Source organism: Janthinobacterium kochi (genome assembly GCF_051380715.1).
Taxonomy (GTDB): domain Bacteria; phylum Pseudomonadota; class Gammaproteobacteria; order Burkholderiales; family Burkholderiaceae_D; genus Janthinobacterium.
Genome location: NZ_JBNYXO010000005.1, coordinates 297,069 through 320,601 on the forward strand (window position 1 = coordinate 297,069; position 23,533 = coordinate 320,601).

General features: G+C 62.8%; 23 protein-coding genes and 5 tRNA genes. 16 read left to right on the top strand and 12 right to left on the bottom strand.

Going from position 1 to position 23,533, the window contains the following annotated elements:
• Positions 1 to 536: 536 nt before the first annotated feature.
• The 10 genes from ACQ4WL_RS13995 to aqpZ all read left to right on the top strand — a co-directional run bounded on the left by ACQ4WL_RS13995 (position 537) and on the right by aqpZ (position 6,599).
• Positions 537 to 612, top strand: a tRNA-Glu gene (locus ACQ4WL_RS13995).
• Between the two features lie 122 nt (positions 613 to 734).
• Positions 735 to 810, top strand: a tRNA-Glu gene (locus ACQ4WL_RS14000).
• Positions 811 to 867: 57 nt separating this feature from the next.
• Positions 868 to 943 (top strand) — tRNA-Glu (locus tag ACQ4WL_RS14005).
• A gap of 102 nt (positions 944 to 1,045) precedes the next feature.
• Positions 1,046 to 2,215: an elongation factor P maturation arginine rhamnosyltransferase EarP gene (earP, locus tag ACQ4WL_RS14010; protein WP_436510306.1), complete on the top strand. Its 1,170-nt coding sequence runs from the start codon at positions 1,046 to 1,048 to the stop codon at positions 2,213 to 2,215.
• Positions 2,216 to 2,350: 135 nt separating this feature from the next.
• Positions 2,351 to 2,926 (top strand): elongation factor P, encoded by a 576-nt coding sequence (locus tag ACQ4WL_RS14015; RefSeq protein WP_100876390.1) that lies wholly within the window; start codon positions 2,351 to 2,353, stop codon positions 2,924 to 2,926.
• A gap of 207 nt (positions 2,927 to 3,133) precedes the next feature.
• Positions 3,134 to 4,309 (top strand): amidase family protein, encoded by a 1,176-nt coding sequence (locus ACQ4WL_RS14020; RefSeq protein WP_436510307.1) that lies wholly within the window; start codon positions 3,134 to 3,136, stop codon positions 4,307 to 4,309.
• A 35-nt stretch (positions 4,310 to 4,344) separates the two neighbouring features.
• Positions 4,345 to 4,755 carry a hypothetical protein gene (locus ACQ4WL_RS14025; protein ID WP_436510308.1) on the top strand — a complete coding sequence of 137 codons (411 nt, stop codon included), beginning with the start codon at positions 4,345 to 4,347 and terminating at the stop codon, positions 4,753 to 4,755.
• Between the two features lie 65 nt (positions 4,756 to 4,820).
• Positions 4,821 to 5,279: an Ivy family c-type lysozyme inhibitor gene (locus ACQ4WL_RS14030; protein WP_436510309.1), complete on the top strand. Its 459-nt coding sequence runs from the start codon at positions 4,821 to 4,823 to the stop codon at positions 5,277 to 5,279.
• Positions 5,279 to 5,689, top strand: coding sequence for a GNAT family N-acetyltransferase (locus ACQ4WL_RS14035; RefSeq protein ID WP_436510310.1), 411 nt, complete (start codon positions 5,279 to 5,281; stop codon positions 5,687 to 5,689). Before ACQ4WL_RS14030 ends, ACQ4WL_RS14035 begins: the two co-directional genes overlap by 1 nt.
• 220 nt (positions 5,690 to 5,909) lie before the next feature.
• Complete coding sequence (gene aqpZ, locus ACQ4WL_RS14040; protein WP_102121034.1) at positions 5,910 to 6,599, top strand: aquaporin Z; 690 nt, start codon at positions 5,910 to 5,912, stop codon at positions 6,597 to 6,599.
• A 39-nt stretch (positions 6,600 to 6,638) separates the two neighbouring features.
• On the opposite strand, the gene ACQ4WL_RS14045 is transcribed toward aqpZ, so the two are convergent.
• Positions 6,639 to 7,469, bottom strand: a complete 831-nt coding sequence (locus ACQ4WL_RS14045) for an AraC family transcriptional regulator (protein WP_436510311.1) — start codon at positions 7,467 to 7,469, stop codon at positions 6,639 to 6,641.
• 127 nt (positions 7,470 to 7,596) lie between these two features.
• Here ACQ4WL_RS14045 and ACQ4WL_RS14050 point away from each other — a divergent pair, with 127 nt between their 5' ends.
• From ACQ4WL_RS14050 to ACQ4WL_RS14065, 4 genes are all read left to right on the top strand, one after another.
• Positions 7,597 to 8,838 carry an MFS transporter gene (locus ACQ4WL_RS14050; protein ID WP_436510312.1) on the top strand — a complete coding sequence of 414 codons (1,242 nt, stop codon included), beginning with the start codon at positions 7,597 to 7,599 and terminating at the stop codon, positions 8,836 to 8,838.
• Between the two features lie 236 nt (positions 8,839 to 9,074).
• Positions 9,075 to 10,451, top strand: coding sequence for a cysteine--tRNA ligase (cysS, locus tag ACQ4WL_RS14055; RefSeq protein WP_436510313.1), 1,377 nt, complete (start codon positions 9,075 to 9,077; stop codon positions 10,449 to 10,451).
• A gap of 38 nt (positions 10,452 to 10,489) precedes the next feature.
• Positions 10,490 to 11,086, top strand: coding sequence for a hypothetical protein (locus tag ACQ4WL_RS14060; RefSeq protein WP_436510314.1), 597 nt, complete (start codon positions 10,490 to 10,492; stop codon positions 11,084 to 11,086).
• A complete protein-coding gene (locus tag ACQ4WL_RS14065; RefSeq protein ID WP_436510315.1) occupies positions 11,079 to 11,630 on the top strand; it encodes a hypothetical protein in 552 nt (183 codons plus the stop codon). Before ACQ4WL_RS14060 ends, ACQ4WL_RS14065 begins: the two co-directional genes overlap by 8 nt.
• Here the strand turns inward: ACQ4WL_RS14065 and dbpA are convergent.
• The 6 genes from dbpA to ACQ4WL_RS14095 all read right to left on the bottom strand — a co-directional run bounded on the left by dbpA (position 11,617) and on the right by ACQ4WL_RS14095 (position 19,493).
• Positions 11,617 to 13,044, bottom strand: coding sequence for an ATP-dependent RNA helicase DbpA (gene dbpA / locus ACQ4WL_RS14070; RefSeq protein WP_436510316.1), 1,428 nt, complete (start codon positions 13,042 to 13,044; stop codon positions 11,617 to 11,619). The genes ACQ4WL_RS14065 and dbpA overlap by 14 nt on opposite strands.
• Before the next feature lie 102 nt (positions 13,045 to 13,146).
• Positions 13,147 to 13,383 carry a hypothetical protein gene (locus ACQ4WL_RS14075; protein ID WP_436510317.1) on the bottom strand — a complete coding sequence of 79 codons (237 nt, stop codon included), beginning with the start codon at positions 13,381 to 13,383 and terminating at the stop codon, positions 13,147 to 13,149.
• A gap of 205 nt (positions 13,384 to 13,588) precedes the next feature.
• Positions 13,589 to 15,253 (bottom strand): acid phosphatase, encoded by a 1,665-nt coding sequence (locus ACQ4WL_RS14080; RefSeq protein ID WP_436510318.1) that lies wholly within the window; start codon positions 15,251 to 15,253, stop codon positions 13,589 to 13,591.
• A 114-nt stretch (positions 15,254 to 15,367) separates the two neighbouring features.
• Positions 15,368 to 17,863, bottom strand: coding sequence for a TonB-dependent siderophore receptor (locus tag ACQ4WL_RS14085; protein WP_436510319.1), 2,496 nt, complete (start codon positions 17,861 to 17,863; stop codon positions 15,368 to 15,370).
• A gap of 102 nt (positions 17,864 to 17,965) precedes the next feature.
• Positions 17,966 to 18,973, bottom strand: a complete 1,008-nt coding sequence (locus ACQ4WL_RS14090) for a FecR domain-containing protein (protein WP_436510320.1) — start codon at positions 18,971 to 18,973, stop codon at positions 17,966 to 17,968.
• Position 18,974: 1 nt separating this feature from the next.
• Positions 18,975 to 19,493 carry a sigma-70 family RNA polymerase sigma factor gene (locus ACQ4WL_RS14095; protein WP_436510321.1) on the bottom strand — a complete coding sequence of 173 codons (519 nt, stop codon included), beginning with the start codon at positions 19,491 to 19,493 and terminating at the stop codon, positions 18,975 to 18,977.
• Positions 19,494 to 19,813: 320 nt separating this feature from the next.
• Here ACQ4WL_RS14095 and ACQ4WL_RS14100 point away from each other — a divergent pair, with 320 nt between their 5' ends.
• Entirely contained in the window at positions 19,814 to 20,374 is a 561-nt protein-coding gene (locus ACQ4WL_RS14100; protein WP_436510322.1) for a hypothetical protein, read from the top strand.
• A 68-nt stretch (positions 20,375 to 20,442) separates the two neighbouring features.
• Here the strand turns inward: ACQ4WL_RS14100 and ACQ4WL_RS14105 are convergent.
• The 5 genes from ACQ4WL_RS14105 to ACQ4WL_RS14125 all read right to left on the bottom strand — a co-directional run bounded on the left by ACQ4WL_RS14105 (position 20,443) and on the right by ACQ4WL_RS14125 (position 23,179).
• A tRNA-Met gene (locus ACQ4WL_RS14105) sits at positions 20,443 to 20,519 on the bottom strand.
• A 144-nt stretch (positions 20,520 to 20,663) separates the two neighbouring features.
• Positions 20,664 to 20,740: transfer RNA gene (locus ACQ4WL_RS14110), tRNA-Met, on the bottom strand.
• Between the two features lie 56 nt (positions 20,741 to 20,796).
• Positions 20,797 to 21,975: a methyltransferase gene (locus tag ACQ4WL_RS14115; RefSeq protein WP_436510418.1), complete on the bottom strand. Its 1,179-nt coding sequence runs from the start codon at positions 21,973 to 21,975 to the stop codon at positions 20,797 to 20,799.
• Positions 21,976 to 22,033: 58 nt separating this feature from the next.
• On the bottom strand, positions 22,034 to 22,909 hold the full coding sequence (locus tag ACQ4WL_RS14120; RefSeq protein ID WP_436510323.1) for a hypothetical protein: 876 nt from the start codon (positions 22,907 to 22,909) through the stop codon (positions 22,034 to 22,036).
• A 60-nt stretch (positions 22,910 to 22,969) separates the two neighbouring features.
• Entirely contained in the window at positions 22,970 to 23,179 is a 210-nt protein-coding gene (locus tag ACQ4WL_RS14125) for a hypothetical protein (protein ID WP_436510324.1), read from the bottom strand.
• 178 nt (positions 23,180 to 23,357) lie between these two features.
• On the opposite strand from ACQ4WL_RS14125, the gene ACQ4WL_RS14130 reads away from it, so the two are divergent.
• Positions 23,358 to 23,525 (top strand): hypothetical protein, encoded by a 168-nt coding sequence (locus ACQ4WL_RS14130; RefSeq protein ID WP_436510325.1) that lies wholly within the window; start codon positions 23,358 to 23,360, stop codon positions 23,523 to 23,525.
• Positions 23,526 to 23,533 lie beyond the last annotated feature (8 nt).

Genomic DNA, 23,533 nt, shown 5'->3' on the forward strand with positions numbered 1-23,533 from the left:
CAAAGTCGCCTTGAGCGGCTTTTTTTATTTGCGTCAGCGATTTCTTCGCTAGGGGGAATATGGCTAAGCTGTTAGCGCGCTTGCATGGCGTGCAAGAGGTCAGCGCTTAGCTCCCGCTTACCTACACCAACAGCGCAGAAACAGGTAGTGAATAAATCAAAGTCGCCTCGAGCGGCTTTTTTTATTTCCGAGACACTTTCCGCCATACCCCTCGGGGGAGTGTGGCGTAGGTCGGATTAGCGGGGCCGCCGAGGCGCAGCGTAATCCGACAACACCGTCGCCTTAAATTAACATCCATAGTCATGTCAGGTCGCTGATGCGGCTTTTTTTTGCGCCTGCTGAAATTGCAATGACGCAGTATTTCCATATCGTATGAGTATCTTCTGTTACATAGGGAGATCTCTGCAAATAAGATGGAAAATAAGAGGCCAGCAGTTGATTTCGTGAATCGCTTCGTGTTAAACTTCGCGCACGCTTTTTTGAGGGGCTAAGAAAAGCCTTCAACGAAGAGTCCGCTGAGAGTCAAGCCAGCACAGGTCCCCATCGTCTAGAGGCCTAGGACATCACCCTTTCACGGTGAGTACAGGGGTTCGAATCCCCTTGGGGACGCCAGGATTTAGTTGTAAAGCAAGAGTGCAGTGCTGAACGGGCCTGACAAGTCAGGCTTTTTTTGTTTCTGCGATTGCTGCAGTACCAGGTCAGGATGCAAAGTAATGCATTCAGGACAGATTTCTGTCCCCATCGTCTAGAGGCCTAGGACATCACCCTTTCACGGTGAGTACAGGGGTTCGAATCCCCTTGGGGACGCCAGATTCGCAAGTAGTAACAGGTCGGGATGCAAAGCAGCGCATCCAGGACAGATTTTCTGTCCCCATCGTCTAGAGGCCTAGGACATCACCCTTTCACGGTGAGTACAGGGGTTCGAATCCCCTTGGGGACGCCAGACCGGCTGAATCAGCCAACAAAAAAGCCGCCTGGGTAACAGTGCGGCTTTTTTGTTATTTGCCGGCATCCCAACGTTTTCCCCTTGATTTCTTGCCTGCTCATGCCATTACCTAGCGATCGCGCACCATCTCTGGCTATCTTCTGCAAAGTCGTCGACAACTACGGCGACATCGGCATTTGCTGGCGCCTGGCGCGGCAGTTGAGCGGCGAGCACGGCGTGGCTGTCACTTTGTGGGTTGACGATCTTGCAAGCTTCCAGCGCATCTGCCCCGGCATCGACGTGGCTGTGGAAATGCAGCAGGCCAGCGGCGTGACGGTGCGCCACTGGCGCGGCCAGGATGGCGCGTTTGCGCCGGCCGATATCGCCGATATCGTCATCGAGTTTTTTGCCTGCGACATTCCGCCTGGCTACATCGCCGCCATGGCGCAATGCACACCGCACCCGGTGTGGCTGAACCTGGAAGGCTTGACGGCGGAAGAGTGGGTCGAGGGCTGCCACGCATTGACTTCGCCGCGCCATGGCATGATCAAGCATTTTTTCTTTCCCGGCTTCACCAATAAAACGGGCGGCTTGCTGCGCGAAGCGGCGCTCGACGAGCAGCGACTGGCGTTCCAGGCCGATGCGGCCGCCATGGCGGCATTCCTGGGGCAATTCGGCGTGAGTCCGGCGGAAATGTCTGCTTTGAAAGTATCGCTGTTCTGCTACCCGTCCGCGCCCGTCGCCGAGCTGTTCGGCGTGTGGCAGGCTGGCAGCGAGCCCGTGACGTGCCTGGTGCCGGAAGGCGTCGCGTTCGATGCCGTTCAGGCATTTATCGGCGACGATGCGGTGGTGGCTGGCGCGGCGCGCACGCGCGGCGCGCTGACCGTGCGCGTGCTGCCTTTTGTGCCGCAAGACGATTACGACCGCTTGCTGTGGGCCTGCGACGTCAATCTCGTGCGCGGCGAGGATTCCTTCGTGCGGGCGCAATGGGCCGGCCGGCCTTTTCTCTGGCATATCTACCTGCAGGATGAAAACTTGCACCACGTGAAATTGCGCGCCTTCTTGCGGCGCTATGCGGCGGACGCGGATGGGCCGATAGCCAGCCTGGTGCAGGCAGCGCTGGCCTGGAATGGTGCCAGCGCGGACGCCTTGCCCTGGACGCAGTTGTGGCCCGCCTTGCAGGCCGATCTGCCGCGCATCAGCGCGCGCACGCACGTGTGGCAGCGGCAGATGCAGTCCAATGGCGATCTGGCAAGTAACTTGCTGGCGTTCGCCGGCGCGACGAGATAGGCGCTTGCCAAAAATTAAGGTAAAATGCCCGGTTATTTCTAACGTATTTTTAACCGATCAAACGCAAGCTTGCGGCGCTGATGGCGCCCAGGCGGCAGATGGTCTTCATGCAACCCACTTTTTACGTACATTCCTATGAAACCCGCAAAAGAAATTCGTGTTGGCAATATCATCATGGTCGACAGCAAGCCAATGATCGTGTTGCGTTCTGATGTCAACGGTTCGAGCCGCACGGGCTTCACCTACAAATGGAAGATGAAAAATCTTCTGACGAACACCCCGATGGAAAACGTGTTCCGCGGCGACGACAAGTTTGACGTTGTTGTTCTGGATAAAAAGCCAGTGACGTATTCGTACTTCGCCGACCCGCTGTTCGTCTTCATGGACACCGAGTACAACCAGTACGAAATCGAAGAAGAAAACCTGGGCGATGCATTGCATTACCTGAAAGATGGCATGGAATGCGAAGCCATTTTCTACGACGGCAAAGCCATCTCCGTTGAACTGCCTACGACCATCGCCCGTCAAGTGGTGTACTCGGAGCCTGCAGTCAAGGGCAACACTTCGGGCAACGTCCTGAAAGAAGCCAAGATCGAAAACGCCATCGACGCGCACCGCCATATCGTGCAAGTGCCGCTGTTCGTGGCACAGGACGACGTCATCGAAATCGACACCCGTACCAACGAATACAAGCGTGTCGTACGCAACTGATAGATCGTCACGCTGCGCTGCTCGCAGGGCCCGGCAAACGCCGGCCTGGCTTGCCCCAGTGCTTGACCATCAAGAAACGCTGCCTTCGGGCGGCGTTTTTTTTTGCTTAAAAAATAATTCCCTTCGACAACAATTGAGTTGCAAGGACTGCTATGCTATGGCTAGCACACTATTGCGTTAGAAACATTGAGGTTTCCTGGAGGTACCATGCAGCGTAGTCATATGTTGCGCAACGGCGCATATCGGGGTGCGGCGCCTGCCGCGGCGGCCGTGCCGGCGCGCGTGTCGCGCCCCGTACTAACCCGTGCCACAGCGCCCGCCAGCCCCATGGCTCATCTGCTCGATGCGGGCGTCTTGCCACAACAGCAGATGATGCAGGCAGGCAAGCTCAGTTCCCATGCGTTGACGTCGCAGTACCTGGCCCGCATCCGCTCGCTGTCGAGCACCGGCGCGCGTGCTTATCCCGGCATTGAAATCAATCCCGATGCGCTGAAAATTGCCCTGGAAATGGACCGCGAGCGGCAGGTGCGCAAGGTGCGCGGCCCCTTGCATGGCATCCCCATCGTCTTGCGCGACAATATTGCCACGGGCGACCGCATGAAGACGCGCACCCAGGCGCCCCTGGCCACGCAGGCCAGCTGCGATTCCTTTGTCGCGGCGCGCTTGCGCGCAGCCGGCGCCGTCATCATCGGCAAAAGCAATTTGCGCCAGTGGGCTGCCGTCAGCGTGCCGCATGCCAGTGCCAGCTGGGCCGGCCTGACCATTCTGGCCGTGGACAGTGCGGCGGACGGCTCCATCGTCGCGCCTGCATCAACGTGCGGCCTGGTTGCCATCAAGCCCACGGGCAGGGCTGCCAGCGGGCAGGACAGCGAGCCAACCACGGCAGGACCAATGGCGCCCAGCGTGCGCGAGGCGGCCTGGCTGCTCGCTGCCCTGAATGGCGAGCGTCTGGCCGATGGCATGGTGCTCGATGTCGCCGGCTTGCGTGGGCGCCGCATCGGCGTGGCGCGCTACCTGTTCGGCCAGTGTGCCGGGACCGATGCCGCGATCGAGCAGGCTCTGCTGGTGCTGCGCGAACAGGGGGCGGAACTGATCGAGCCGCCGGCCGCGTTTGAGCCTGGCGGCATCGCAGCGTTGCTGTGCTCGCATAAGCTCGATGCGCTGGTGGGGCCCACATGTCATGGGGTATCGCAGGCGCAGTCCGCCTTGCCGCATATCACGGTGCCGGCTGGCGTGGTAAAGGGCTTGCCCATCGGTTTGTCCTTCATTGGCCCTGCCCACGGCGACATGCCGCTCATTGCGATGGCCTATGCCTACGAGCAGGCGACGTTGCACCGGCGCACGCCCGCATTGCCATCCAGCATCACGCAGGCGCTGCGTTGACCATGATGATACCTTTCGTTTTCATTCGATAAACTATGCTTGCAACCTTGCTGCTGAGTGCGGCCGCGGCCGCCACCCCGACTCCTTTTGATGCTGCGCAACTGTCAGGCAGCTGGTCCGACAGCGTGAATACCAGTAGTGTTTGCGAAGAAGCGCGGCACTTTACGCGCATGCAGTTGTCTGACGACCATCAGCGGCTGGCGATCTTCAGCGACCGCACCTGGAAAAGCAAGCTGGGTGAAACCAATCGCTTTGCCGCGACGGTGGTGGCGGAAACGGAGCATAGCCTGATTCTGCGCTATGACAATGAAACCCGCTTCAATGCCGCTGGAAAGCTGGTGGAATGGCAGATGATCATCGTCGCGCCCGGCATGTACCGCTGGCGCGAGACGGGCTGGCCGGAAGGCAAGGTCAACGGGGTCGTCGGCATCCGCTGCTCTCCCTGATGCCGGTGTGTAAGGATGTCATTCTGCTATGCTGCCCACCTTAGCCGATGTTTTTAGGAGATTGCATGTCCGCACGTTTGCTGTTCACCCTGTTCCTGGCCGCCACCGTGGCGCTGGCCGCCATGCCGGCGCAAGCGCGTACGCCCAGGCAGTCGCTCATTGAGCAAGCGCAAAGCTGCGACGGTGGCCATACCTGTCCGTATTTCCCCGACGTCTACAAGGCGGACTACGCCTTTCGCAAGGCCTTCAATGTGGGATTGAAAAAGGCTGGCCTGAAGCGCCAGCGCTGGGTGCCGGATGGCGTTGCCAGTCCGCTCAAACCCGTCGAGATCGACGGCAAGACGCGCCTGCTCAGCAGTGTCTGCGAACCGCACAATTGCGGCCACCACTACACCATCCTGTATGACCCCGTCGAGCGCAGCATGACGGGCGTGTATATGGGCAGCGATGCCAAGGGCGGCTTGCGCACCGTGTACTTCGGCGAGCCCAGCATCGCCGAAGCCGACCTGCTGTTGAAGAACTGATGCACGCGCCACTGCGCATCTCCAGCGAGCGCGATGCACTGGACGTGCCCATGATCCACCGCTACCTGAGCGAGCAGTCGTACTGGAAGCCCGGCGTGGCGATCGAAACGGTGCGCAAGGGGATTGCCAACGCGCTGTGTTTCGGCGGCTATGTCGATGGCCGGCAAGTGGCGTTCGCCAGGGTCATCACCGATTACACGGATTTCGCCTATCTACGCGATGTCTTTGTGCTGCCGCAATATCAGGGGCGGGGATATGGCAAGCAGATGGTGGCCGCCGTGCTCGGCGATGCACGCTTGCGCGATGTCGCCTGGATGCTGGGGACCGATGACGCGCATGGCCTGTATGCAGGCTTTGGTTTTGTGCCACTGGAGGCGCCACAAAAATACATGCGCCGCCCCGCGCCGTAGAAATTATCAAAAAACCTCTAAGTAGCAAGAGAACAATTAGCATTATTACATTAAATAATGTTGCATTGACAATGGCATCATGTCATTATTCGCGCTTTGCAGCGTGCGCTGCGTTGCTGGTGCTGTGCTTTGTCGTCGCCCCCTGGGCGCAGGCAAAGGTGGTGTGCGGTCCGATTGGTCGTCCCTGGCACGTTTTCTCTTTACTTTAAAGGAATACATCATGAAACAATATGGAGCCGAGTTCCTCGGCACGTTCTGGCTGGTGCTGGGCGGTTGCGGCAGCGCAGTACTTGCCGCTGCCTTTCCCGGCCTTGGCATCGGCTTTGCCGGCGTGGCGCTGGCGTTTGGCCTGACGGTGCTGACCATGGCTTACGCCATCGGCCACATCTCGGGTTGCCATTTGAATCCCGCTGTCTCGATCGGTCTGTGGGCCGGTGGCCGCTTTCCCGCCAATCAACTGTTACCGTACATCATCGCGCAGGTGCTGGGCGCCATCGTGGCCGGCGGCGTGTTGTACGTGATCGCCAGCGGCCAGGCCGGCTTCGATGTCAGCAAGGGCTTTGCCTCGAACGGCTATGGCGCCCATTCGCCGGGCGGTTATTCGATGCTGTCGGCGCTGGTCATTGAAATCGTGCTGACGATGTTCTTCCTGATCGTCATCCTGGGCGCCACCGACAAGCGCGCGCCGGCAGGTTTTGCCCCGCTGCCGATCGGCCTGGCGCTGACCCTGATCCACCTGATCAGCATTCCCGTGACGAACACTTCCGTCAACCCGGCCCGCAGCACGGGCGTGGCCCTGTACGTGGGCGACTGGGCTACCAGCCAGCTGTGGCTGTTCTGGCTGGCACCCATCATCGGCGCCTTGCTGGGCGCGCTGGCCTATCGCTTGATCGCGGGCGAAAAAGAGTAGGTATCAGCATGAACAAAAGCAGCCTGCAGGCTGCTTTTGTCAATCGGCGGCGCGCCACTCGCTCAGATAGTGCTGCGGCGTGCGGCCCAGGATGCGGCGGAACATGGCGCTGAAGGCGCTGGGGCTGGCGTAGCCCAGCGCATAGGCGATGGCCGCCACGCCTTCGCCCCGGTCCAGGCGGCAGAAGGCCTCGGCCAGGTGGACTTGCTGCAGCCATTGGCGGTAGTGCAAGCCCGTTTCCTTGGGGAATAAGCGGATCAGGGTGCGCGCGCTGGCGCCCGCGTCCTGCGCCCATTCCTCGATGCTGCGCCGGCTGCCGGGCGCGTCCATGATGGCCGAGCAGACGGCCACCAGGCGGCGGTCGCGCGGCCAGGGTATGGCGAGGGGCACGGTGTCGGCCGCCGTCAGTTCCGACAGGATCAGGTGGGCCAGCCAGTCGCCGCGTCCCGCCAGCGCATATTCGATCGGTTCGGCCAACAAGGCCAGGATTAGCTCGCGCAGCAGCCGGCTCACTTCCAGCACCTTGCAATCGGCGCCATATGGGGCCGCCACCTGCGCATCGATATACACGGTGCGCATGCTCAGTTCGCTCAAGATGTGGACTTCATGCACGACACCCACGTGTATCAGCAGGGCGCGCCGGGGCGGCAGGATCCATACGCCATGCTCGGTGGAGACGCGCATCATCCCTTCCGTCGCATACAGCAGTTGCGCCCGCACATGGCTGTGCGGCGCCGTGTAATCGCCCGCCGCATATTGCCGGGACATGGCCGTCACGGGGCGCGGCACGTGCTGGTAATCGTGCGAGCTGGTGCTGCGGCTGAACGGCACGCCATCTGGGTGGGTCTGGGCGGTTGGGGGGCTGTACATGTGGGGCGTTGGCTTGTCTCTTGGTTGTCACTTGGGCGACGATTATTGGAAGTTGTCAGTTCAGCGACCATACTATACTGGCTTCTTTGCCGGGCCGCCCGCCGTGCCCGATTATTGCGGAAGACACATGCACACAACCACACCTGCTCCAGCATTGGCCAAGTCCGTGCCGGCGGCCCCCTCGCTTCATCGTTCCCAACAACCATCCGGTCTGGCCATGCACATCCTGGGCGCCGTCGCCTTCGTGCATTTGCTCAATGACTTGATCCAGGCATTATTGCCGTCGATTTACCCGATGCTGAAAGCCGAGTTTTCACTCAGTTTTACCCAGGTCGGCCTTATCACCCTGACGTTCCAGTGCACGGCATCGTTGCTGCAACCCTGGATCGGCTTGTACACGGACCGCCGTCCGCTGCCATTCCTGCTGCCCATCGGCATGTGTTTTACCCTGGCCGGCGTGCTGATGCTGTCCATCGTCTCGACCTTCCCGACCCTCTTGATCGCTGCGGGCCTGATCGGTGTCGGTTCCTCGACTTTCCACCCGGAAGCGTCGCGCGTGGCGCGCATGGCTTCGGGCGGGCGTTACGGCTTTGCGCAGTCGCTGTTCCAGGTGGGTGGCAACGTCGGCTCCGCCCTGGGACCGCTGCTGGCGGCGGCCGTCATCGTGAACCGCGGTCAGGGCAATATCGCCTGGTTCAGCCTGCTGGCCGTGCTGGCCATCGGCGTGCTGTACAAGGTCAGCCACTGGTACAGCGGCCACCTGGCCACCTTCAAGCCGAAGGCGGGCGGCCATGGGCCGAACTTGTCGCGCAACAAGGTCTTCCAAGCGCTGGGCGTGCTGGCCCTGCTGGTGTTCTCGAAGTACATCTACATGGCCAGCCTGTCGAGCTACTACACCTTTTACCTGATCGACAAGTTCCACCTGTCCATCGGCGCAGCGCAGCTGTACCTGTTCCTCTTCCTCGCCGCCGTGGCCGCCGGTACCTTCATGGGCGGCCCCATCGGCGACCGCATCGGCCGCAAGCGCGTGATCTGGATTTCCATCCTGGGCGCCGCGCCGTTCACCCTGCTGCTGCCGTATGTCGACCTGTTCTGGACGGCCGTGCTGACCGTGATCATCGGTTTCGTCATTTCCTCCGCCTTTTCCGCCATCGTCGTCTTTGCGCAGGAATTGGTGCCGGGCAAGGTGGGCATGATCGCGGGGATTTTCTTTGGCCTGATGTTCGGCGTGTCCGGCATCGCGGCCGCCGCCATGGGCCACCTGGCCGACGTGGCGGGCATCGCCTATGTGTATAAGCTCTGCTCTTACCTGCCGCTGCTGGGCATCCTGACGGTGCTGCTGCCGCATATCGAGCAGGCGAAAAAATAGCCAGCGTCGCGGGAGGGCTTGACGGCCCGCCCGCGCGCATGCGATATTTGCTCCATGATCTCTTCCATCCTCCTTCCAGTCCCTGCCCACCGCGCCGCCGCTGCGCTGTGTCCGTGTACCTGGCTTCGTGAGGATGCGGCCCGGCGCCGTTAAACTTTTTACTCCTCATTCGATGGCCACAGTGTTGAAAAACCTGTGGCCATTTTCTTTTTCCGCAGCGCTAATGAAAGTCCCGCATGACACTCCATTTGTACGACACGTATAGCCGCAGCCTGCGGCCCTTCGAGACCATCGCCCCTGGCAAGGCGGGCCTGTACGCTTGCGGTCCCACCGTCTACGACTATGCGCACATCGGCAACCTGCGCACCTATCTGTTCGTCGATGGCTTGCGCCGCGCGCTCGAATTCAACGGCTTGCAGGTGCGCCACGTGATGAATATCACGGACGTGGGCCACCTGACGTCGGATGCGGACAGCGGCGACGACAAGATCGAGGCGCGCAGCACTCGCAGCGGCAAGTCCGCCTGGGACATCGCTGCCGAATTTACCTGCGCGTTCGAGGGCGATCTGCGCCAGTTGAATATCCTGCCGCCCACCGTCTGGTGCCGCGCCACCGACCATATCGTGGAACAGATCGCGTTCATCGGCGACCTGGAGGCCAAGGGGTATACCTACCGCACCGACGACGGCATCTATTTCGATACCACGCGCCAGGACGATTATGGCAAGCTGGCGCGCCTGAAGCGCGATGGCCTGCAGGCGGGCAAGCGGGTGGACCTGGGAGAGAAGCGCGATATCTGCGATTTTGCGCTGTGGAAGTTCAGCGGCGTGCCGGGCCAGCGCCAGATGGAGTGGGACAGCCCGTGGGGCCTGGGTTTTCCGGGCTGGCATATCGAATGCTCGGCCATGGCGGAAAAGCACCTGGGCACGTATTTCGACATCCATTGCGGCGGTGAAGACCACGTGGCCGTCCACCACAGCAACGAGATCGCGCAGACGCAGGCGCGCCACGGCACGCGCCTGGCCAATTTCTGGCTGCACGGCGCTTTCCTCAAGACGCAGGATGCGAAAATGTCGAAATCCTCGGGTGACTTTTTGCGCCTGCAAAGCCTGGTGGAGCAGGGCGTCGATCCGCTGGCTTACCGCTACCTGTGCCTGGGCGCCCATTACCGCAGCAGCCTCAATTTTACGGACGACGCCCTGCGCGCCGCCGCCAGCGGTCTGGCGCGCCTGCGCGTGGCCGTGCATGGCCTGGGTGATGCGGACGGCGATGCCGACCCGGCGTGGCTGGCGCGTTTTATGATCTGCATCAACGATGACCTGAATTATCCGCGCGCGCTGGCCGTGGTCTGGGAGCTGCTGAAAAGTGATGTACCCGATAGCGCCAAGAAAGCGACCTTGCTGCGCTTCGACGAGGCCTTGGGTTTGGACTTGCTGCACTGGCAGCCGGCGCAGGTGGACGTGCCGCAGCAGGTGCGGGCGTGGATGGCGCAGCGGGCTATCGCCCGCGCGCAGCGCCAGTGGACCGAGGCGGACCGTTTGCGGGCGCTGGCGCGTGTGGCAGGCTATGACATTGAAGATACGCCGCAGGGCCAGCAGGCGCGCGTCTTGTGAGTGCCTTATGCGTGCCGGCGGGGCATAATGACCGCCTGATGAACACGGGAGATGTCGTGAAGCGTAGCGTGCTGTTATTGAGTTCTTGTCTTGCCTTCCCGTCTGCCCAGGCGGTCAGCGAGTGTCCCGGCTTTCCCGCCCTGGCCACGTCGGGCGAGGCGCTGCTGGCGCAAGTGCGCGCGCTGCCCCCCGTCGGCATCGACCGCGAACGGCAGGCGTGCGCGCCGGCGACCGTCATCGATTTCGCCTACAGCGGCGGGACATTATGCAGTTTCGGCGTTGACAAGGAGAGCGTGGAGGCGGCGACGGCCGCCGTCACGCGCCTGGCGGAGGGCGGCGAACTGGTCGAATATCTGTATCTGTTCCCGTATGCGCCCGCCTCGCACGCGCGCTTGCTGGCGCTGCTGGTCGCGCGTTTTAGCCAAGTCGACAAGGTGGCCTGGCCGGCCTTCCTGCAGGCTGCCAGGCCGGGCAAGGAAACCACGGCCCTGTTTGCGCACGGCGCTTACTATATTTCGCTGGGCAAGCCCACCGAAGGCGATTCCGCCGCATGGTATTCGAATGTGATCTTTGAAAAGGTGGACAAGCCCGCGCTGGGCGTGCGCAAAGTCTGCCGGGAAGGGAGTGATGGCTGAAGCCGAGGCCTTTCCGGCGGCATTGGCCGGCACGATGGCGCAGCTGCTGCCGGTGCTGTCCACAGGCCAGCTGCACGCACCGTCGGCACCGTTTGACGTGCATCAGGATGGCCGCCTGCTGCGCATCCCCATGCGCACCTATTATCACCGTGAGCAGCTGCTGGCCTGTACGCATCTGGCAGACGACGCGGGTGTGCTCGCCCTTTGCCTGGGCACGCGCCATCATGACGGTCATCTGCGCGAAGCCTGTTTAAGACAGTTGTTGCTGCAGGAGCGGGCCTGGACGATACCCTTCGTCGTGCACCTGTGCGGCGAATACGTGCTGGAGATTGTCGAGGCAATTGAAGCGGCGCTGCCGGCCTGGAATGGCGAGGCGCTGGCGCGCTATCTGCGGGAGAACCCCGCGTATGTGGACACGCTGGAGCGGCGCACGATCAGTTACTGGAGTTGTTATTACCGCCGGCGCTACCCGGTGTGGGAAGATTATCCGGCACGCAGGACCATGGCGGCCCTGCGTGCACTAGCGTTGCTTACGCCTCGATAAAACGCATCTTGAAGCTGCGGCCCTTGATGTTGCCGAAGTCGCGGCCCAGGGAGTTACCGGCGTTGAGGCGCTTGAAGGCTGCTTCGGCGACCTTGCGATCGAGTGCCACGTAGGTCATGAACTCGAAGACGTTGATCTTGCCCACTTGCTCCTTGGTCAGGCCCGCATCGCCCGTCAGCGCGCCCAGCAAGTCGCCCGGACGCAGCTTGTCCTTCTTGCCGCCCATGATGCACAGGGTGACCATGGGCGCCGGCAGCGCCTCCATACCGTCATCTTCCGCCAGTTCTTTCAGGTCGTGCCATTCGGCGGCACTGTTCTGGTACTGCTCGATCAGCTTGACCCATTTTTTCTCGTTCGGCGCGCACAGCGACAGGGCCAGGCCCTTCTTGCTGCCGCGGCCCGTGCGGCCGATGCGGTGGATGTGCACTTCCGTGTCTTTCGAGACGTCGACGTTGATCACGGCGCCCAGGTCGGAAATATCGAGCCCGCGCGCGGCGACGTCGGTGGCGACCAGCACGGAGCAGCTGCGGTTGGCGAACAGCACCAGGATTTCATCGCGCTCGCGCTGTTCCAGCTCGCCATACAGGGCCAGCGCGGAAAAGCCTTGCTGGCGCAGTTCTTCGGCCAGTTCGCGGCAATGCACTTTGGTGTTGCAGAAGGCCAGGGTCGATTCCGGCTTGAAGTGTTTCAGCAGCTTGCCGACGGCGCTATTGCGTTCGTCGAAGCCGATTTCATAGAAGCGCTGCTCGATCTTGTCGTTGTCGTGCTGCGCCTCGACCGTCACTTCCAGCGGATTGACGAGGAACGACGCCGTGGCGCGGCGGATATCTTCCGGATACGTGGCCGAGAAGAGCAGGGTCTGGCGGCGTGCGGGACAGGCGCTGACGATGCCGGCGATTTCCTCGTAAAAGCCCATGTCCGTCATGCGGTCCGCTTCATCGAGCACCAGCGTTTGCACGTGGTTCAGGTTGATGGTGCCGCGGCCCAGGTGGTCGCGCATGCGGCCCGGCGTACCGACGACGATGTGGGCGCCGTGTTCCAGCGAGGCGATTTGCGGGCGCATCGGCGCGCCGCCTGTCAGGGTCAGGATCTTGATATTGCCGGCTGCGCGGGCCAGGCGGCGCAATTCATTGGCCACCTGGTCGGCCAGTTCGCGCGTGGGGCACAGCACCAGGCCCTGCACGGCAAACCAGGCCGGATTGAGCTTGTGCAGGATGCCGATGCCGAAGGCGGCTGTCTTGCCGCTGCCCGTCTTGGCCTGGGCGATCAGGTCGCGGCCATCGAGCACCGCCGGCAGGCTTTGCGCCTGGATGGTGGTCATCTCGTGGTAGCCGAGCGAGTCCAGATTGGCCAAAAAGGCGGGCGTCAGCGGCAGGCTGGAAAAAGAATTGGTGGTGGCGGTGGTGGTGTTCATAGGGGCGGAGCCGGTAAAAAGCGGGTGGATGGGCACAGTCTACAGGCTTACGCCCTTGTGCGGTGGTGTGGAAGCCAGCGGCAAACGGCCGCCGGCATGGGGTTAATTATCGGGTGCCCAGATGGGCAAGCCGGTCAGATCCAGGCCGGCGTCGCGTGTCCACACGGGGAGGCCCGTGGCGTCGGTCGGCTCCAGCAATTCGAGCTGCACCTGCTTCAAAGCCACCTTGCGCGCACGCGTGCGGCGCTGCGGTTCCGGCGCCTGGTCTGGCGCCTCGTGCGCTGGCAGCGGGCCGAAGCCGGGCAAGTCGATGGTGGCGTTGTCTTTTTTATCTCTCATTTACTAACCTCTGTCCCTGGCCTGCGAAAGCCAAGGGGCGGGCAAGGTGCTGCCTGCCTATGTCTATACGCTTTAACTTCATCCACAAAACAAAAGCCCGGCTACTGGAGTCGGGCTCATTGTGGATGCAACCGTCAGGAATACCTGTCCTGCGGATTTAAGTGCGGCACGCAGTGTATCACAGGCGTGCCGCACTGTGGGAGGCTTAGCGGAAGCTCAAGGCGCCAGTCAAGTCGCCCGGCGGCAGCGCGCCGCGGGCCGCAAAGGCGTCGTTGCGCACTTTCAGGCCTTCGAGCAGCGGCAAGTCATGCAGGCGCGTGATCAGGCGCAGGATCGACGTGGTGTCGTAGAAGCTGTGGTCGACGGCGCCTTTTTTTGCGTACGGCGAGACGACGATGGCGGGAATACGCGTGCCCGGACCCCAGCGGTCGCCTTTTGGCGGCGCCACGTGGTCCCACCAGCCGCCGTTTTCGTCAAACGTGATCACCACGATCATGTCTTTCCACTGCGGCGATTCCTTCAAATGCTGGATGATGTTGGCCACGTGCTGGTCGCCCGACTCGATGTCCGAATAGCCGGCGTGCAGGTTCAGATTGCCCTGCGGCTTGTAGAAAGTCACGGCCGGCAGCTTGCCCGCCACGGCGGCGGCGAGGAATTTGTTCGAGATCGGGCTGTCGCCCGTGCCGCCGTCGCGCAGGTGTTCGGCGCGCGCCGCCGTGCCAGGGGCGAACTGCTTGAAGTAGTTCAGCGGCTGGTGGTGGAACTGGAAGTTCGGCTTGCTGCCGCCGCCCTTCTGGTCGAGCGCCGCTTGCCAGCCGCCGCCATACCAGGCCCAGCTGACACCCTGGCGCGACAGCAGGTCGCCGATGGTGTCATAGGTTTGTGGCGGCAGGGTGTTGGCGTCGGCCGGGTCGGCATGCAGCGGGTCGCCGTCGAAGGCGGGGCGGACATAGCTGGGCTGGTACGGCGGCGCCATGGTGTTGACGGCATAGCCGTCCGGCGTGAGGGCGCCGTCGTTGACGTATTTCGGCTTGCCATCGAGCGCGGAGGCGGGGCACTCGGGAGAAATGGCCAGGCGCACGCCTTGCGGGCCATCGGACAGCACGGCGATCTTTTTCTTCGCCGCCGTTTCGGCAGCATTGAAATATTCGTTGGCGCGGCCCGTGACGAGGAACTGGTGGTTCATGTAGGAGCCGCCGAAGGCCGCCATGAAGAAGTTGTCGCACAGCGTGTACTGCTCGGCGATCTGCCACAGGTTCAGGTTTTTCGACGTTTCGCCGTAATGGCCCATTACCAGGCCACCGCTGTCGGCCCACGCGGCAAAGCCGTCGTTCTTGCCGCCGTTGATCTGCATCTGGTTGTTATAGAAGCGGTGCACCAGGTCGCGCGTGATGATGCTCTCGGGCAGGGGCTTGCCGGCCGCGTCGCTCAATTTGTAGGGCGCGTTCGGCAGGCCGGAAATCTGGTCTTCCTTGATCAGGTAATCGATGCCGCCGATATTTTGCTGGTTCGGCACCAGGCCGCCCCAGATCTTGGGCAGGGTGGCCAGCGGCTTGCCATCGCGGTCCAGTTGCTGCGCCTGTTCTGGCGTGACGGCGGACAGGGGCGCGCTGGTGCCGGGGAAGTTGGCGAACAGGTTGTTGAAGCTGCGGTTTTCCAGGTAGATCACCACCACGTTCTTGACGTGCGCCTTGAGTTTCGCGTCGAGCGAGCCCCTGGCGATGGTCTTTCTGGCTGGCGCGGCATCGGCCAGCGCCGGCAGGCTGGCGGCCAGGCCGACTGCGGAAGCGGCCTGGAAAATGCGCCGGCGCGAGGGATTGGCGGGTTGGTCGGCCGGATCGGCTAGCAGGGCGGGGGCGAGGTCCTTCACACATTCTCCTTGGGTAATTCTGTGGCACGGGGCAGTATCTGTGCCCGTGAAGCGGAAAATTGTATCACCGGCCCCTGGATGATGCGAAATATTCGGCCCGCCCCGTTCAGTGCATCAGAACTGATACCGCACGGTCAACGCCACCTTGCGCGCCGGACCATGCATGCCCGAGTACCACCAGTCCGATACGGAAGCCGTGTACTGCTTGTCGAACAGGTTGGCCACGTTGACGGTGGCAGAGAGCTTGTCGCTGACGTCGTAGCGCGCCATCAGGCTGGCCACCGAGTACGCCTTCTGTTCCCAGTGCAGGGTACTGTTGATCTGCCACGCGTCGATGTCGGAATGCACGCGGCTTTGCCAGTTCACACCGCCGCCCAACATCAGGCGATGCAGCTCGCCGGGCAGGCGATACGTGGTCCACAGTTTCACCAGGTGGCGTGGGAAGGTGGTCAGGATCGCCTTGCCGGTATTGTTTTCCGTCTGGCTGTAAGACCACGACGCCGAGATGTTCCAGTCCGGCGTGATGGCGCCCGTCGCTTCCAGGTCCACGCCCTGGGTTCTGGCGCCCTTGATGGTGCGGTTGGCGGGATTGTTCGTGCCGGGTACGGTGTAGCCGGGATCCGATTCGGCCAGGTTGCTCTGGCGGATCTGGTACAGCGCGGCAGCCGTGTTCAGGCGGCCATCGAGCCAGCCGCTCTTGACGCCCGCTTCAAAGGTCTTGCCTTCGCGCGGCGCCAGCAGCTTGCCGTAGCGGTCCTGCGATGCCTGCGGCTGGTAGATGGTGGAGTAGCTGGCGTAGGCGCTGTGCGTGCCGTCGATGTCGAACACCAGGCCGCCATACGGCGTGAAGACCCGGCTTTCCGAGGCTGGCGACGCGCTGTAAAAATTCACGGAAGGTGCGTCCGAGATGTAGTTCTCGCTGTAGCGCAGCACTTTTGCCCCGGCGATCAATTTCAGGCGCTCGGATAGCGTAAAGCGGCTGGCCGCGTAGGCGCTGGCCTGGCGGCGCGTGCTGTCGTAAGTGACGACAGCATTGCCAAACGCGGGTGTTGCCGTGCGGTTCCAGCGGTACAGGTTAGCGGGCGTGCTTGCGACGCCGCCGCCGAAGCGGCCATCCGTCGTGCTTTGGAATTCGCTGTAGTCCATGCCCAGCACCAGGTCGTGCTGGCGGCCGAACGCGCCGAACGGGCCGCGTACATTGACGTCCACGCTGTTGACCTGGAGCTGGTAATCGCGGTAGTCGGCGTTTAACCGCAGGCCATCGCCCGTGGCCTGGTCGGGAAAGCCGCCACTCACGTCCAGGTAGATGGAGCGCTCTTCTTGCGACGACTGCACGCGGTTGGTCGAGATTTTCAGCTTCCAGTCGTTCGCCAGTGCGTGTTCCACAGTGGCGAAGAGGTCGGTCGAATTGCTGTCGAAGCGATTCGACGTGGCCGCCGGGCTGAAGGAGCGCGGCAGGTCCGTCATGGCGCCATTGCTGTAGAACAGGGGGAAGCCCAGGTAGGACAAGGATCCGTTCGAGCGCTTGCGCTGGTGCGTGACGCCGGCTGTCAGTTTCGTGTCGGCGGACAGGTCCGCCTCGACCACGCCGTAGACCACTTTCTTGTCGCGGCTGTAGCCGTCGATGATGCCGTCGCCTTCCTCGTACACCGTCACCAGACGGGCGCGCACGGTGCGCGCTTCGTTGAGCGGGCCGGCAACGTCGGCCAGGACGCGCCGTTCATTGTAGGAGCCCAGCTCGCCCTCGACGGATGCCTGGAACTGGGGCGTCGGCTTTTTGCGCACCATGTTGATGGCGCCCGAGGCGTCGCCTGCGCCCGTCATCAGGCCCGAGGCGCCGCGCAGCACTTCGATGCGGTCATACAGCGCCATGTCGGCCAGGCTTTGCGACGGTATCGCATTGAGGCCCAGGTTTTCCGAATGGGTGTTGACGCCATCGAGCTGGTAATTGGTGATCGAATAGCCGCGCGAAGTAAAGCCCGTACGCTCGCTGCCTAGCGAGAACAGGGTGATGCCCGGCGTTTGCGCCATCACTTGCGCAATCGTGCTCAAGCCCTGGTCCTGCATGCGCTGCTGCGTGATGACGCTGACCGACTGCGGCGTTTCCCGAATCGACAGGCCCAGCGGCGTGGCCGTGGCGATCGGCAGGGCGGAGACATACGCGCCCGAGCCTTCCGTCGCATCCTGCTGCGCCTTGACCGACACTTCCGGCATCATCGAGAGCGCCTGGCTACCCGCCGCCGCATCGGCCGGGCGCAGCACATAGCTGCCATTGGCGCTGCGCTCGGCCTTCAGGCCCGTGCCGCGCAGCACGCCGTTCAGGGCGGCCAGCACATCGTGGCGGCCCGTGAGGCCTGCCGACGTCTTGCCGCGCGTCTGTTCCGGCGTGAAGCTGAGGATGACCCGGGACTGGCTGGCGACCTGGCGCAGCGCCGCGGACAAGTCGCCGGCCGGCACCTGGAAGTCCTGGCTGGCCGCTGGCGCTGCGGAGCTTTCCTGCGCCAGGGCTGGCGCCTGGGCGTTCAGCAGCAGGGCCGAACCGATAAAGACGAGTTGGATGGCATACGCCATGCGCTTGATGCGCGGCTTGGAATGAATGGCAGGAGACATGGTTACCTTGTGGTGTAGTCGTCAAAAAGAACGTTGCCTACACAGGTCACGCGAGAAACGCAAACGGGTAAGGTTTTTTTGCGGTGGACTCAAGATAAATGTCTAGCGCTGCCGGCGCGCCTCCACCTGCACCCAGTAGCGTGTGCGCAGGCGCACGTCGACGGGCAGGGAATTGGGCAGCGACAGCAGCACGGCTTCCAGGTCGGCCAGCGGGAAGACGCCGGAGATGCGCAGGCCGGCGACGGCGTCGTCGCAACCCAGCAAGCCGTGGCGGTAGCGGCTCAGTTCATTCAGGAACTCGCGCAGCGGCATGGCGTCGGCCAGCAGCAAGCCCTGGCGCCAGGCCCAGATGTCGGGCGAGACGGCGTGCGCGGGCAGGATTTGTTGCGCCGTCATGCCGCCGCCCTGGCCCGCCTGGATCACGCGGTTGCCGTCGCCATGGCGCGGCGTCAGCCGCACGGCGCCTTCTTCGACGGCGACCAGGGTATTGCCGTCCGCCTGGCGCACCGAGTAGCGCGTGCCCAGCGCCTGCGCCTGGCCTTGCGCAGTGTCGACGAGGAAGGGACGGTAGGGCAGGCCCGTTTCGCGGGCGGTGGCGATGAAGACTTCGCCCTGCACCAGTTGCAGCAGCCGTTGCGTGCCCGTGTAGCGGATGTTGACGGCGCTGCCGCCATTCAGGTGCAAACGGCTGCCGTCGGGCAGGGTCAGCTCGCGGCGCTCGCCCACGCCCGTGGCCATGTCGGCCAGTGCGGCGCGTGCCATGTCGGGCGCATATTCCGAGCGCGCGCCGAACCAGCCCGTGATGCCGATGGTCGATACCCACGCCAGCAGCTGCAGGCTGTTGCGCCGCGAGACGGAACGCGAGTTGGGACTTTGCAGCAGCGCCTTGCGGCTGGCTTGCCCATCGAGTTGCCGCAAGCCGCCGCTGGCGCTTTCGATGTGTTTCCACGCCCGTTCATGGTCGGGGTGTGCCTGGCGCCACTGGTGCCAGGCCGTCTTTTCCGCCGGCGTGGTGGCGCCGCTCATCAGGGTGGTCAGCCATTCGGCTGCCTGCATGGCGATGGCCAGGTCGATGGGCTGGCCCAGTGCATAGACGGTGGCGGTGCGCATGTCAGGCGGCGGCAAAATCGGGCACGGCAAAAAAGCACAGCAAATTGGCCTTGCTCAGGTATTTTTTGACGGAATGCGTGCTGGTGCCCAGTTCGGCGGCGATCTCGGCGTAGCTCATGCCGTCCAAGTGGGCCAGCAGGAAGGCGGCCCTGGCCTTGGTGGAGAGCTGGTCCAGTGCGCGGTCGATCAATTGCAGCGATTCGAGCAGGAGGGACATCGCTTCCGGCGAGGGCGCGCAGGCTTGCGGCTGATGCCGCAGGGCGTCGAGGTAGGTCCGTTCGAGCTCTTCGCGCCGGCAGTGATTGGCCAGCAGGCGTTTGGCGATAGTAGCCAGGAAAGGGCGTGGCTGCGCGATTTCAGCACTGCTGCGCGCAAGGAAAATCTTGAGGAAGGTATCCTGCGCCAGGTCGCCCGCCAGCCCCGCATCGTGCAGGCGACGCTTCAGCCAGTGCAGCAACCAGGAGTGGTGCGCGGCATACAGGGCCTGGAAATCGGACGGCGGGGAAGGGGCGGACAGCATGTGTACAGTACTGCTTAATCTAAATGAGAATTGTTCTCATAATAACGCAGCAGCGCACGCCAGGCAATCAGGAAAATGCGGCGTTGCTGAAATGCGACTGCGCGCCCGGCCCGCGCGCGGTGGTAGCTTTGCGCTGCCGCACGGCAGATGTAAAAGTTTCCTTGGCGCAAGCTTTCATGTGAGAAAATGCGGGTTGTCGATGTGGTGCGGAGCGAAAAATGATGTGGATGGTTGGCGGTGTCCTGGTTCTTTTGGTCGCCAGATTTTTATGGTTGGCCTTTTTTCATCGGGTCAACGCGATGTCGCGCCAGGCGGAACTGATGAACTGGCTCGACATCGGCCGGGTGTCAAATGCCGATGGCGGCAAGGATATTTTGTTGGCGAGAAATGAGCGCGGCGCCCGGATCGACTGGCGCACGGGCGAGGTCTGGTTGATGAATCCCAAGGTAGAGCAGCCGTTTGCCGACTTTCTCGCCGTCGAGCGCTGGCTGACTTTGCGTGACATGCCGACGGCGGGCAAGCCGGCGCCAGCTGCGCCAGCGGAGCCTGAACCAGAACCAGCGCCTGAACCCGGGCCGGTGCGCGATACCTTGCCGGCCTTCCAGCAAAAGGTCGACGATTGCCTGGCCAAGGCGCAGGGTGGCCAGGAATTGCTGGAAACGAAGCAGGCCTTCGAGGCTGGCAGCGAGCCTTACCTCGAGGCGTCGACTGAACTGAGCAAGACCGCGCTGGAGCTCGATGTCTCGCCGGCGATGGTGGCCACCTTTCATATCAGCGCGTTTGCCGCCCTGGCTGAAACGGCGGGAGCCGACAAGCTGGAAAGAGTGGCGGCCAGCCTGCAAGCGGCGGCCAGGCAGATCAGGGCCAGCGTTGCCGTGTAAAAATATGGGCAAGTCTAGAAATGAAAAAACCGCTGAATCCCTTGCAGGAGTCAGCGGTTTTTATGTATTGGTTGCGGGGACAGGATTTGAACCTGTGACCTTCGGGTTATGAGCCCGACGAGCTGCCAGACTGCTCCACCCCGCAGGCGAATTATAACCGAGTTTGTTGCATTGCGAAAGAGCGGATTGGCACGGAGGGTATTTCGCTTGCATGAGGGCGCTGGGCATGTTGCGCCGCAATAGAAAAAGCCGCCGATCCCTTTGCAAGGATCAGCGGCTTTCATGTATCTGGTTGCGGGGACAGGATTTGAACCTGTGACCTTCGGGTTATGAGCCCGACGAGCTGCCAGACTGCTCCACCCCGCAGGCGAATTATAGCGGGGTTTGCTGCAATGCGCAATGGCCTTACAGCAGATAGGAAATCAGGCAGCTGCCAGGCGCCACAGCGACGTGATTTCCTTCGAGCGGGCCGCATGCAGGCTGTCCGTCGCATCCTGCGCGCGCGGGTGCGTGGGTTTCACGTCCAGGCGGTCGATCACTTTCAAGCCCGCCTGTTCTATCCATTCGAGCAATTGTGCGCGTGGGCGCAGGCCCAGGTGCTCGGCCAGGTCGGATAAAATCAGCCAGCCTTCGCCGGCGGCTTCCAGATGCTCGGCCAGGCCGGCGAGGAAGCCGCGCAGCATGCGGCTGTCCGGATCGTAGACGGCGTATTCGATGGGCGAGCTGGGACGGGCCGGCAGCCATGGCGGATTGCACACGACGAGTGGCGCGCGGCCCGCAGGGAACATGTCGGCCTGCAGCACCTCGACCTTATCGAGCAAATCGAGGCGGGCCAGGTTTTCGCGCGCGCAGGACAGGGCGCGCGGGTCCTGGTCGGTGGCGACGATGCGGTCGATGCCGCGCTGCGCCAGCACGGCGGCCAGCACGCCCGTGCCGGTGCCGATGTCGAAGGCCAGGTTGGCGCGCGGGGGCAGGGGTGCGTCGGCCACCAGGCCAACGTATTCGCCGCGGATCGGCGCGAACACGCCGTAATGCGGGTGGATGCGCTGGCCCAGGGCCGGCAGTTCCACGCCCGTGCGGCGCCATTCGTGCGCGCCGATCAGGCCCAGCAGCTCGCGCAGCGAGGCGACGAACGGCTCTTCGCCGCGGCCATACGCTTCATTGCAAGCCAGTTTCACGTCCGGCGCGCGGCGCAGCGGAATCGTGTAGTCGGCGTCAAAAGGTAGCAGCAGCATGGCCAGGGTGCGGGCGCGTTGCGACTGCGCCTGGCGGTGCAGATGGAACGCTTGCGTGGCGGATGGTTCGGGTTGCGCCAGCTTGGTGGCCTTGGCCTTTTTGCTCGGTTTGTCGTTTTTGTGGTCGGCGCGCCGCGCCAGCGCCTGCAGCAGCTGGCGCGCGTTCTGGAAGTCGCCACGCCACAGCATGGCCGTGCCTTCGCAGGCCAGGCGGTAAGCCTGGTCGGCCGTCGTGCGGTCATCGGCGATGACGACGCGCTTGGGCGGCGGCATGCCGCTTTCCGAGCGCCAGCGGGCCGAATGCTCGGCGCCGTTTTCGCTCCAGTGGATCTGCGGATGAACGGTAGGTGAAGAAGTGTCGGACATGGGATTCAATCGATAGAAGGGGGCGCGCGGCATGGTCGCCTGCGCAGGCCGTCTTCCATTATACGTCGCTGGCCGTGCTGTTTGCCGTGTCGGTACCATAGGCGAGTGCCAGCGCGCGGGCGCGCGCCTGCTCTTCGGGCGTGGATTCCGCGGCTTTCTTGTCAGCTTTGGCGGCCTCGGCGGCATGGTCAGGCTGCACCAGCTTGAGCAAACGCAAGCTCAGGCTGCCCGCCAGGTCGCCATCCTTGCCGCTGGCGCTGGCGCCGTCGGACATGCCCTGATACAGATTGCTTTGCAATTGCTGGCCCAGCAGCTTGAACAGGTCGTGCAGGTTGCCGCCGAAGTGGGTGGCGGGCAATTCCTTGGCGGGCAGGGCGGCGTCATCGGCGGAGCTTGCTTCCTCAGATGCCTCTTGCGTTTGCTCAAGGACGCTCGCGCTGATGTTCGATTGATATTGCACTTCCACTTCGAAGTCGAAGGTCTGGCCATCGGCCGTAGTGATCTTGCCCTTGCCGATGAAATGCGCGTTTTCATCGAGACTGAAGGCGGCTGCGCGGCTGCTGCCGCCAGCGCCCGAAACGCTGGCACTGCCGCTGCTGAAGCTGGAACCGGCTTGCAGGTCGACCGAATCGAAGGCGACAGTGGCGCCGTCGCCGAACAGCTGGCGCGTCATGTTGCTCAGAAAATCTTGTGCCACGTCGACGGTGGCGTTGCCCAGCGCATCGGTCCGTTGCGAGAGTCCCTTGGCCGACAGGTCCAGGCCATTTTTCGACAGGGCCACCACGTCTTGCGCGGTGCGCTGCATCAAGGACGAAGCGGCCAGACCGGCCGCGCCGGCGCCCGCTTTTTGCGACGCTTGCCCTGTCAGGGGTGTGGCGGCAGGTTGGCGCGAGCCGGGAGCGAGGGGGGGAACGAGGGCGGGAAGCTGGGACATGAACAAATTCCGAATGAGCAAGTACTCAGTTAACGGCAGTCGTGTCCCATTCTTTAACCATTAGTGATGGTGCGACCAGCTACCGTCGGGCGACTCCAGGTAGGACTTGACGGCATCGGCCTGGCCCGTGGCGTGGCGCTTGAGTTCGCCGCATGCGCAGATGCCCTGGTAAGGCTGGATATGCGAGCAGGCGGAGACTTTTTGCAGGTAGACCTGCATGGATTTGTGACATTTTACGCACTTGAAGGTGAGGCTGCGGGCGGCTTTCATGGGTTTCCTTGAACTGTTGCGGGGCGTAGGCGGTGCCTGCGCGAAGGCGGCGATTTTAACGCACTCCGGCCATCGTTACACGTTGTTGCATCTGCGCCACGCGCAGGTCAACTGAATCCGCGCCATGACGTTGAACGTATATAGGAGGTCGTCTGACCGCCATTGAAGAGGTAGCACCATGGACAAGCATGACAAGGAAAAGCCTGTACAGCCCGCCAAGGAGCTGGTCAGGAAGTGGTTGAAAGCGGAACTGGAACAGCGCCGCCCGCCGCCCGACCCCGAGCAGATCCGTCGCGAACTGGGCTGGGATTTGCTCAGGCTGGGACGGGAACCCCTGCTTCGCTGACGCCCTTG

What these genes read in the sequence shown, in the direction of transcription:
- earP (WP_436510306.1), top strand. Translation starts at nt 1,046, where the DNA reads ATGCCATTACCTAGCGATCGCGCACCATCTCTGGCTATCTTCTGCAAA.
- ACQ4WL_RS14015 (WP_100876390.1), top strand. Translation starts at nt 2,351, where the DNA reads ATGAAACCCGCAAAAGAAATTCGTGTTGGCAATATCATCATGGTCGAC.
- ACQ4WL_RS14020 (WP_436510307.1), top strand. Translation starts at nt 3,134, where the DNA reads ATGCAGCGTAGTCATATGTTGCGCAACGGCGCATATCGGGGTGCGGCG.
- ACQ4WL_RS14025 (WP_436510308.1), top strand. Translation starts at nt 4,345, where the DNA reads ATGCTTGCAACCTTGCTGCTGAGTGCGGCCGCGGCCGCCACCCCGACT.
- ACQ4WL_RS14030 (WP_436510309.1), top strand. Translation starts at nt 4,821, where the DNA reads ATGTCCGCACGTTTGCTGTTCACCCTGTTCCTGGCCGCCACCGTGGCG.
- ACQ4WL_RS14035 (WP_436510310.1), top strand. Translation starts at nt 5,279, where the DNA reads ATGCACGCGCCACTGCGCATCTCCAGCGAGCGCGATGCACTGGACGTG.
- aqpZ (WP_102121034.1), top strand. Translation starts at nt 5,910, where the DNA reads ATGAAACAATATGGAGCCGAGTTCCTCGGCACGTTCTGGCTGGTGCTG.
- ACQ4WL_RS14045 (WP_436510311.1), bottom strand. Translation starts at nt 7,469, where the DNA reads ATGTACAGCCCCCCAACCGCCCAGACCCACCCAGATGGCGTGCCGTTC.
- ACQ4WL_RS14050 (WP_436510312.1), top strand. Translation starts at nt 7,597, where the DNA reads ATGCACACAACCACACCTGCTCCAGCATTGGCCAAGTCCGTGCCGGCG.
- cysS (WP_436510313.1), top strand. Translation starts at nt 9,075, where the DNA reads ATGACACTCCATTTGTACGACACGTATAGCCGCAGCCTGCGGCCCTTC.
- ACQ4WL_RS14060 (WP_436510314.1), top strand. Translation starts at nt 10,490, where the DNA reads ATGAACACGGGAGATGTCGTGAAGCGTAGCGTGCTGTTATTGAGTTCT.
- ACQ4WL_RS14065 (WP_436510315.1), top strand. Translation starts at nt 11,079, where the DNA reads ATGGCTGAAGCCGAGGCCTTTCCGGCGGCATTGGCCGGCACGATGGCG.
- dbpA (WP_436510316.1), bottom strand. Translation starts at nt 13,044, where the DNA reads ATGAACACCACCACCGCCACCACCAATTCTTTTTCCAGCCTGCCGCTG.
- ACQ4WL_RS14075 (WP_436510317.1), bottom strand. Translation starts at nt 13,383, where the DNA reads ATGAGAGATAAAAAAGACAACGCCACCATCGACTTGCCCGGCTTCGGC.
- ACQ4WL_RS14085 (WP_436510319.1), bottom strand. Translation starts at nt 17,863, where the DNA reads ATGTCTCCTGCCATTCATTCCAAGCCGCGCATCAAGCGCATGGCGTAT.
- ACQ4WL_RS14090 (WP_436510320.1), bottom strand. Translation starts at nt 18,973, where the DNA reads ATGCGCACCGCCACCGTCTATGCACTGGGCCAGCCCATCGACCTGGCC.
- ACQ4WL_RS14095 (WP_436510321.1), bottom strand. Translation starts at nt 19,493, where the DNA reads ATGCTGTCCGCCCCTTCCCCGCCGTCCGATTTCCAGGCCCTGTATGCC.
- ACQ4WL_RS14100 (WP_436510322.1), top strand. Translation starts at nt 19,814, where the DNA reads ATGAACTGGCTCGACATCGGCCGGGTGTCAAATGCCGATGGCGGCAAG.
- ACQ4WL_RS14115 (WP_436510418.1), bottom strand. Translation starts at nt 21,975, where the DNA reads ATGTCCGACACTTCTTCACCTACCGTTCATCCGCAGATCCACTGGAGC.
- ACQ4WL_RS14120 (WP_436510323.1), bottom strand. Translation starts at nt 22,909, where the DNA reads ATGTCCCAGCTTCCCGCCCTCGTTCCCCCCCTCGCTCCCGGCTCGCGC.
- ACQ4WL_RS14125 (WP_436510324.1), bottom strand. Translation starts at nt 23,179, where the DNA reads ATGAAAGCCGCCCGCAGCCTCACCTTCAAGTGCGTAAAATGTCACAAA.
- ACQ4WL_RS14130 (WP_436510325.1), top strand. Translation starts at nt 23,358, where the DNA reads ATGGACAAGCATGACAAGGAAAAGCCTGTACAGCCCGCCAAGGAGCTG.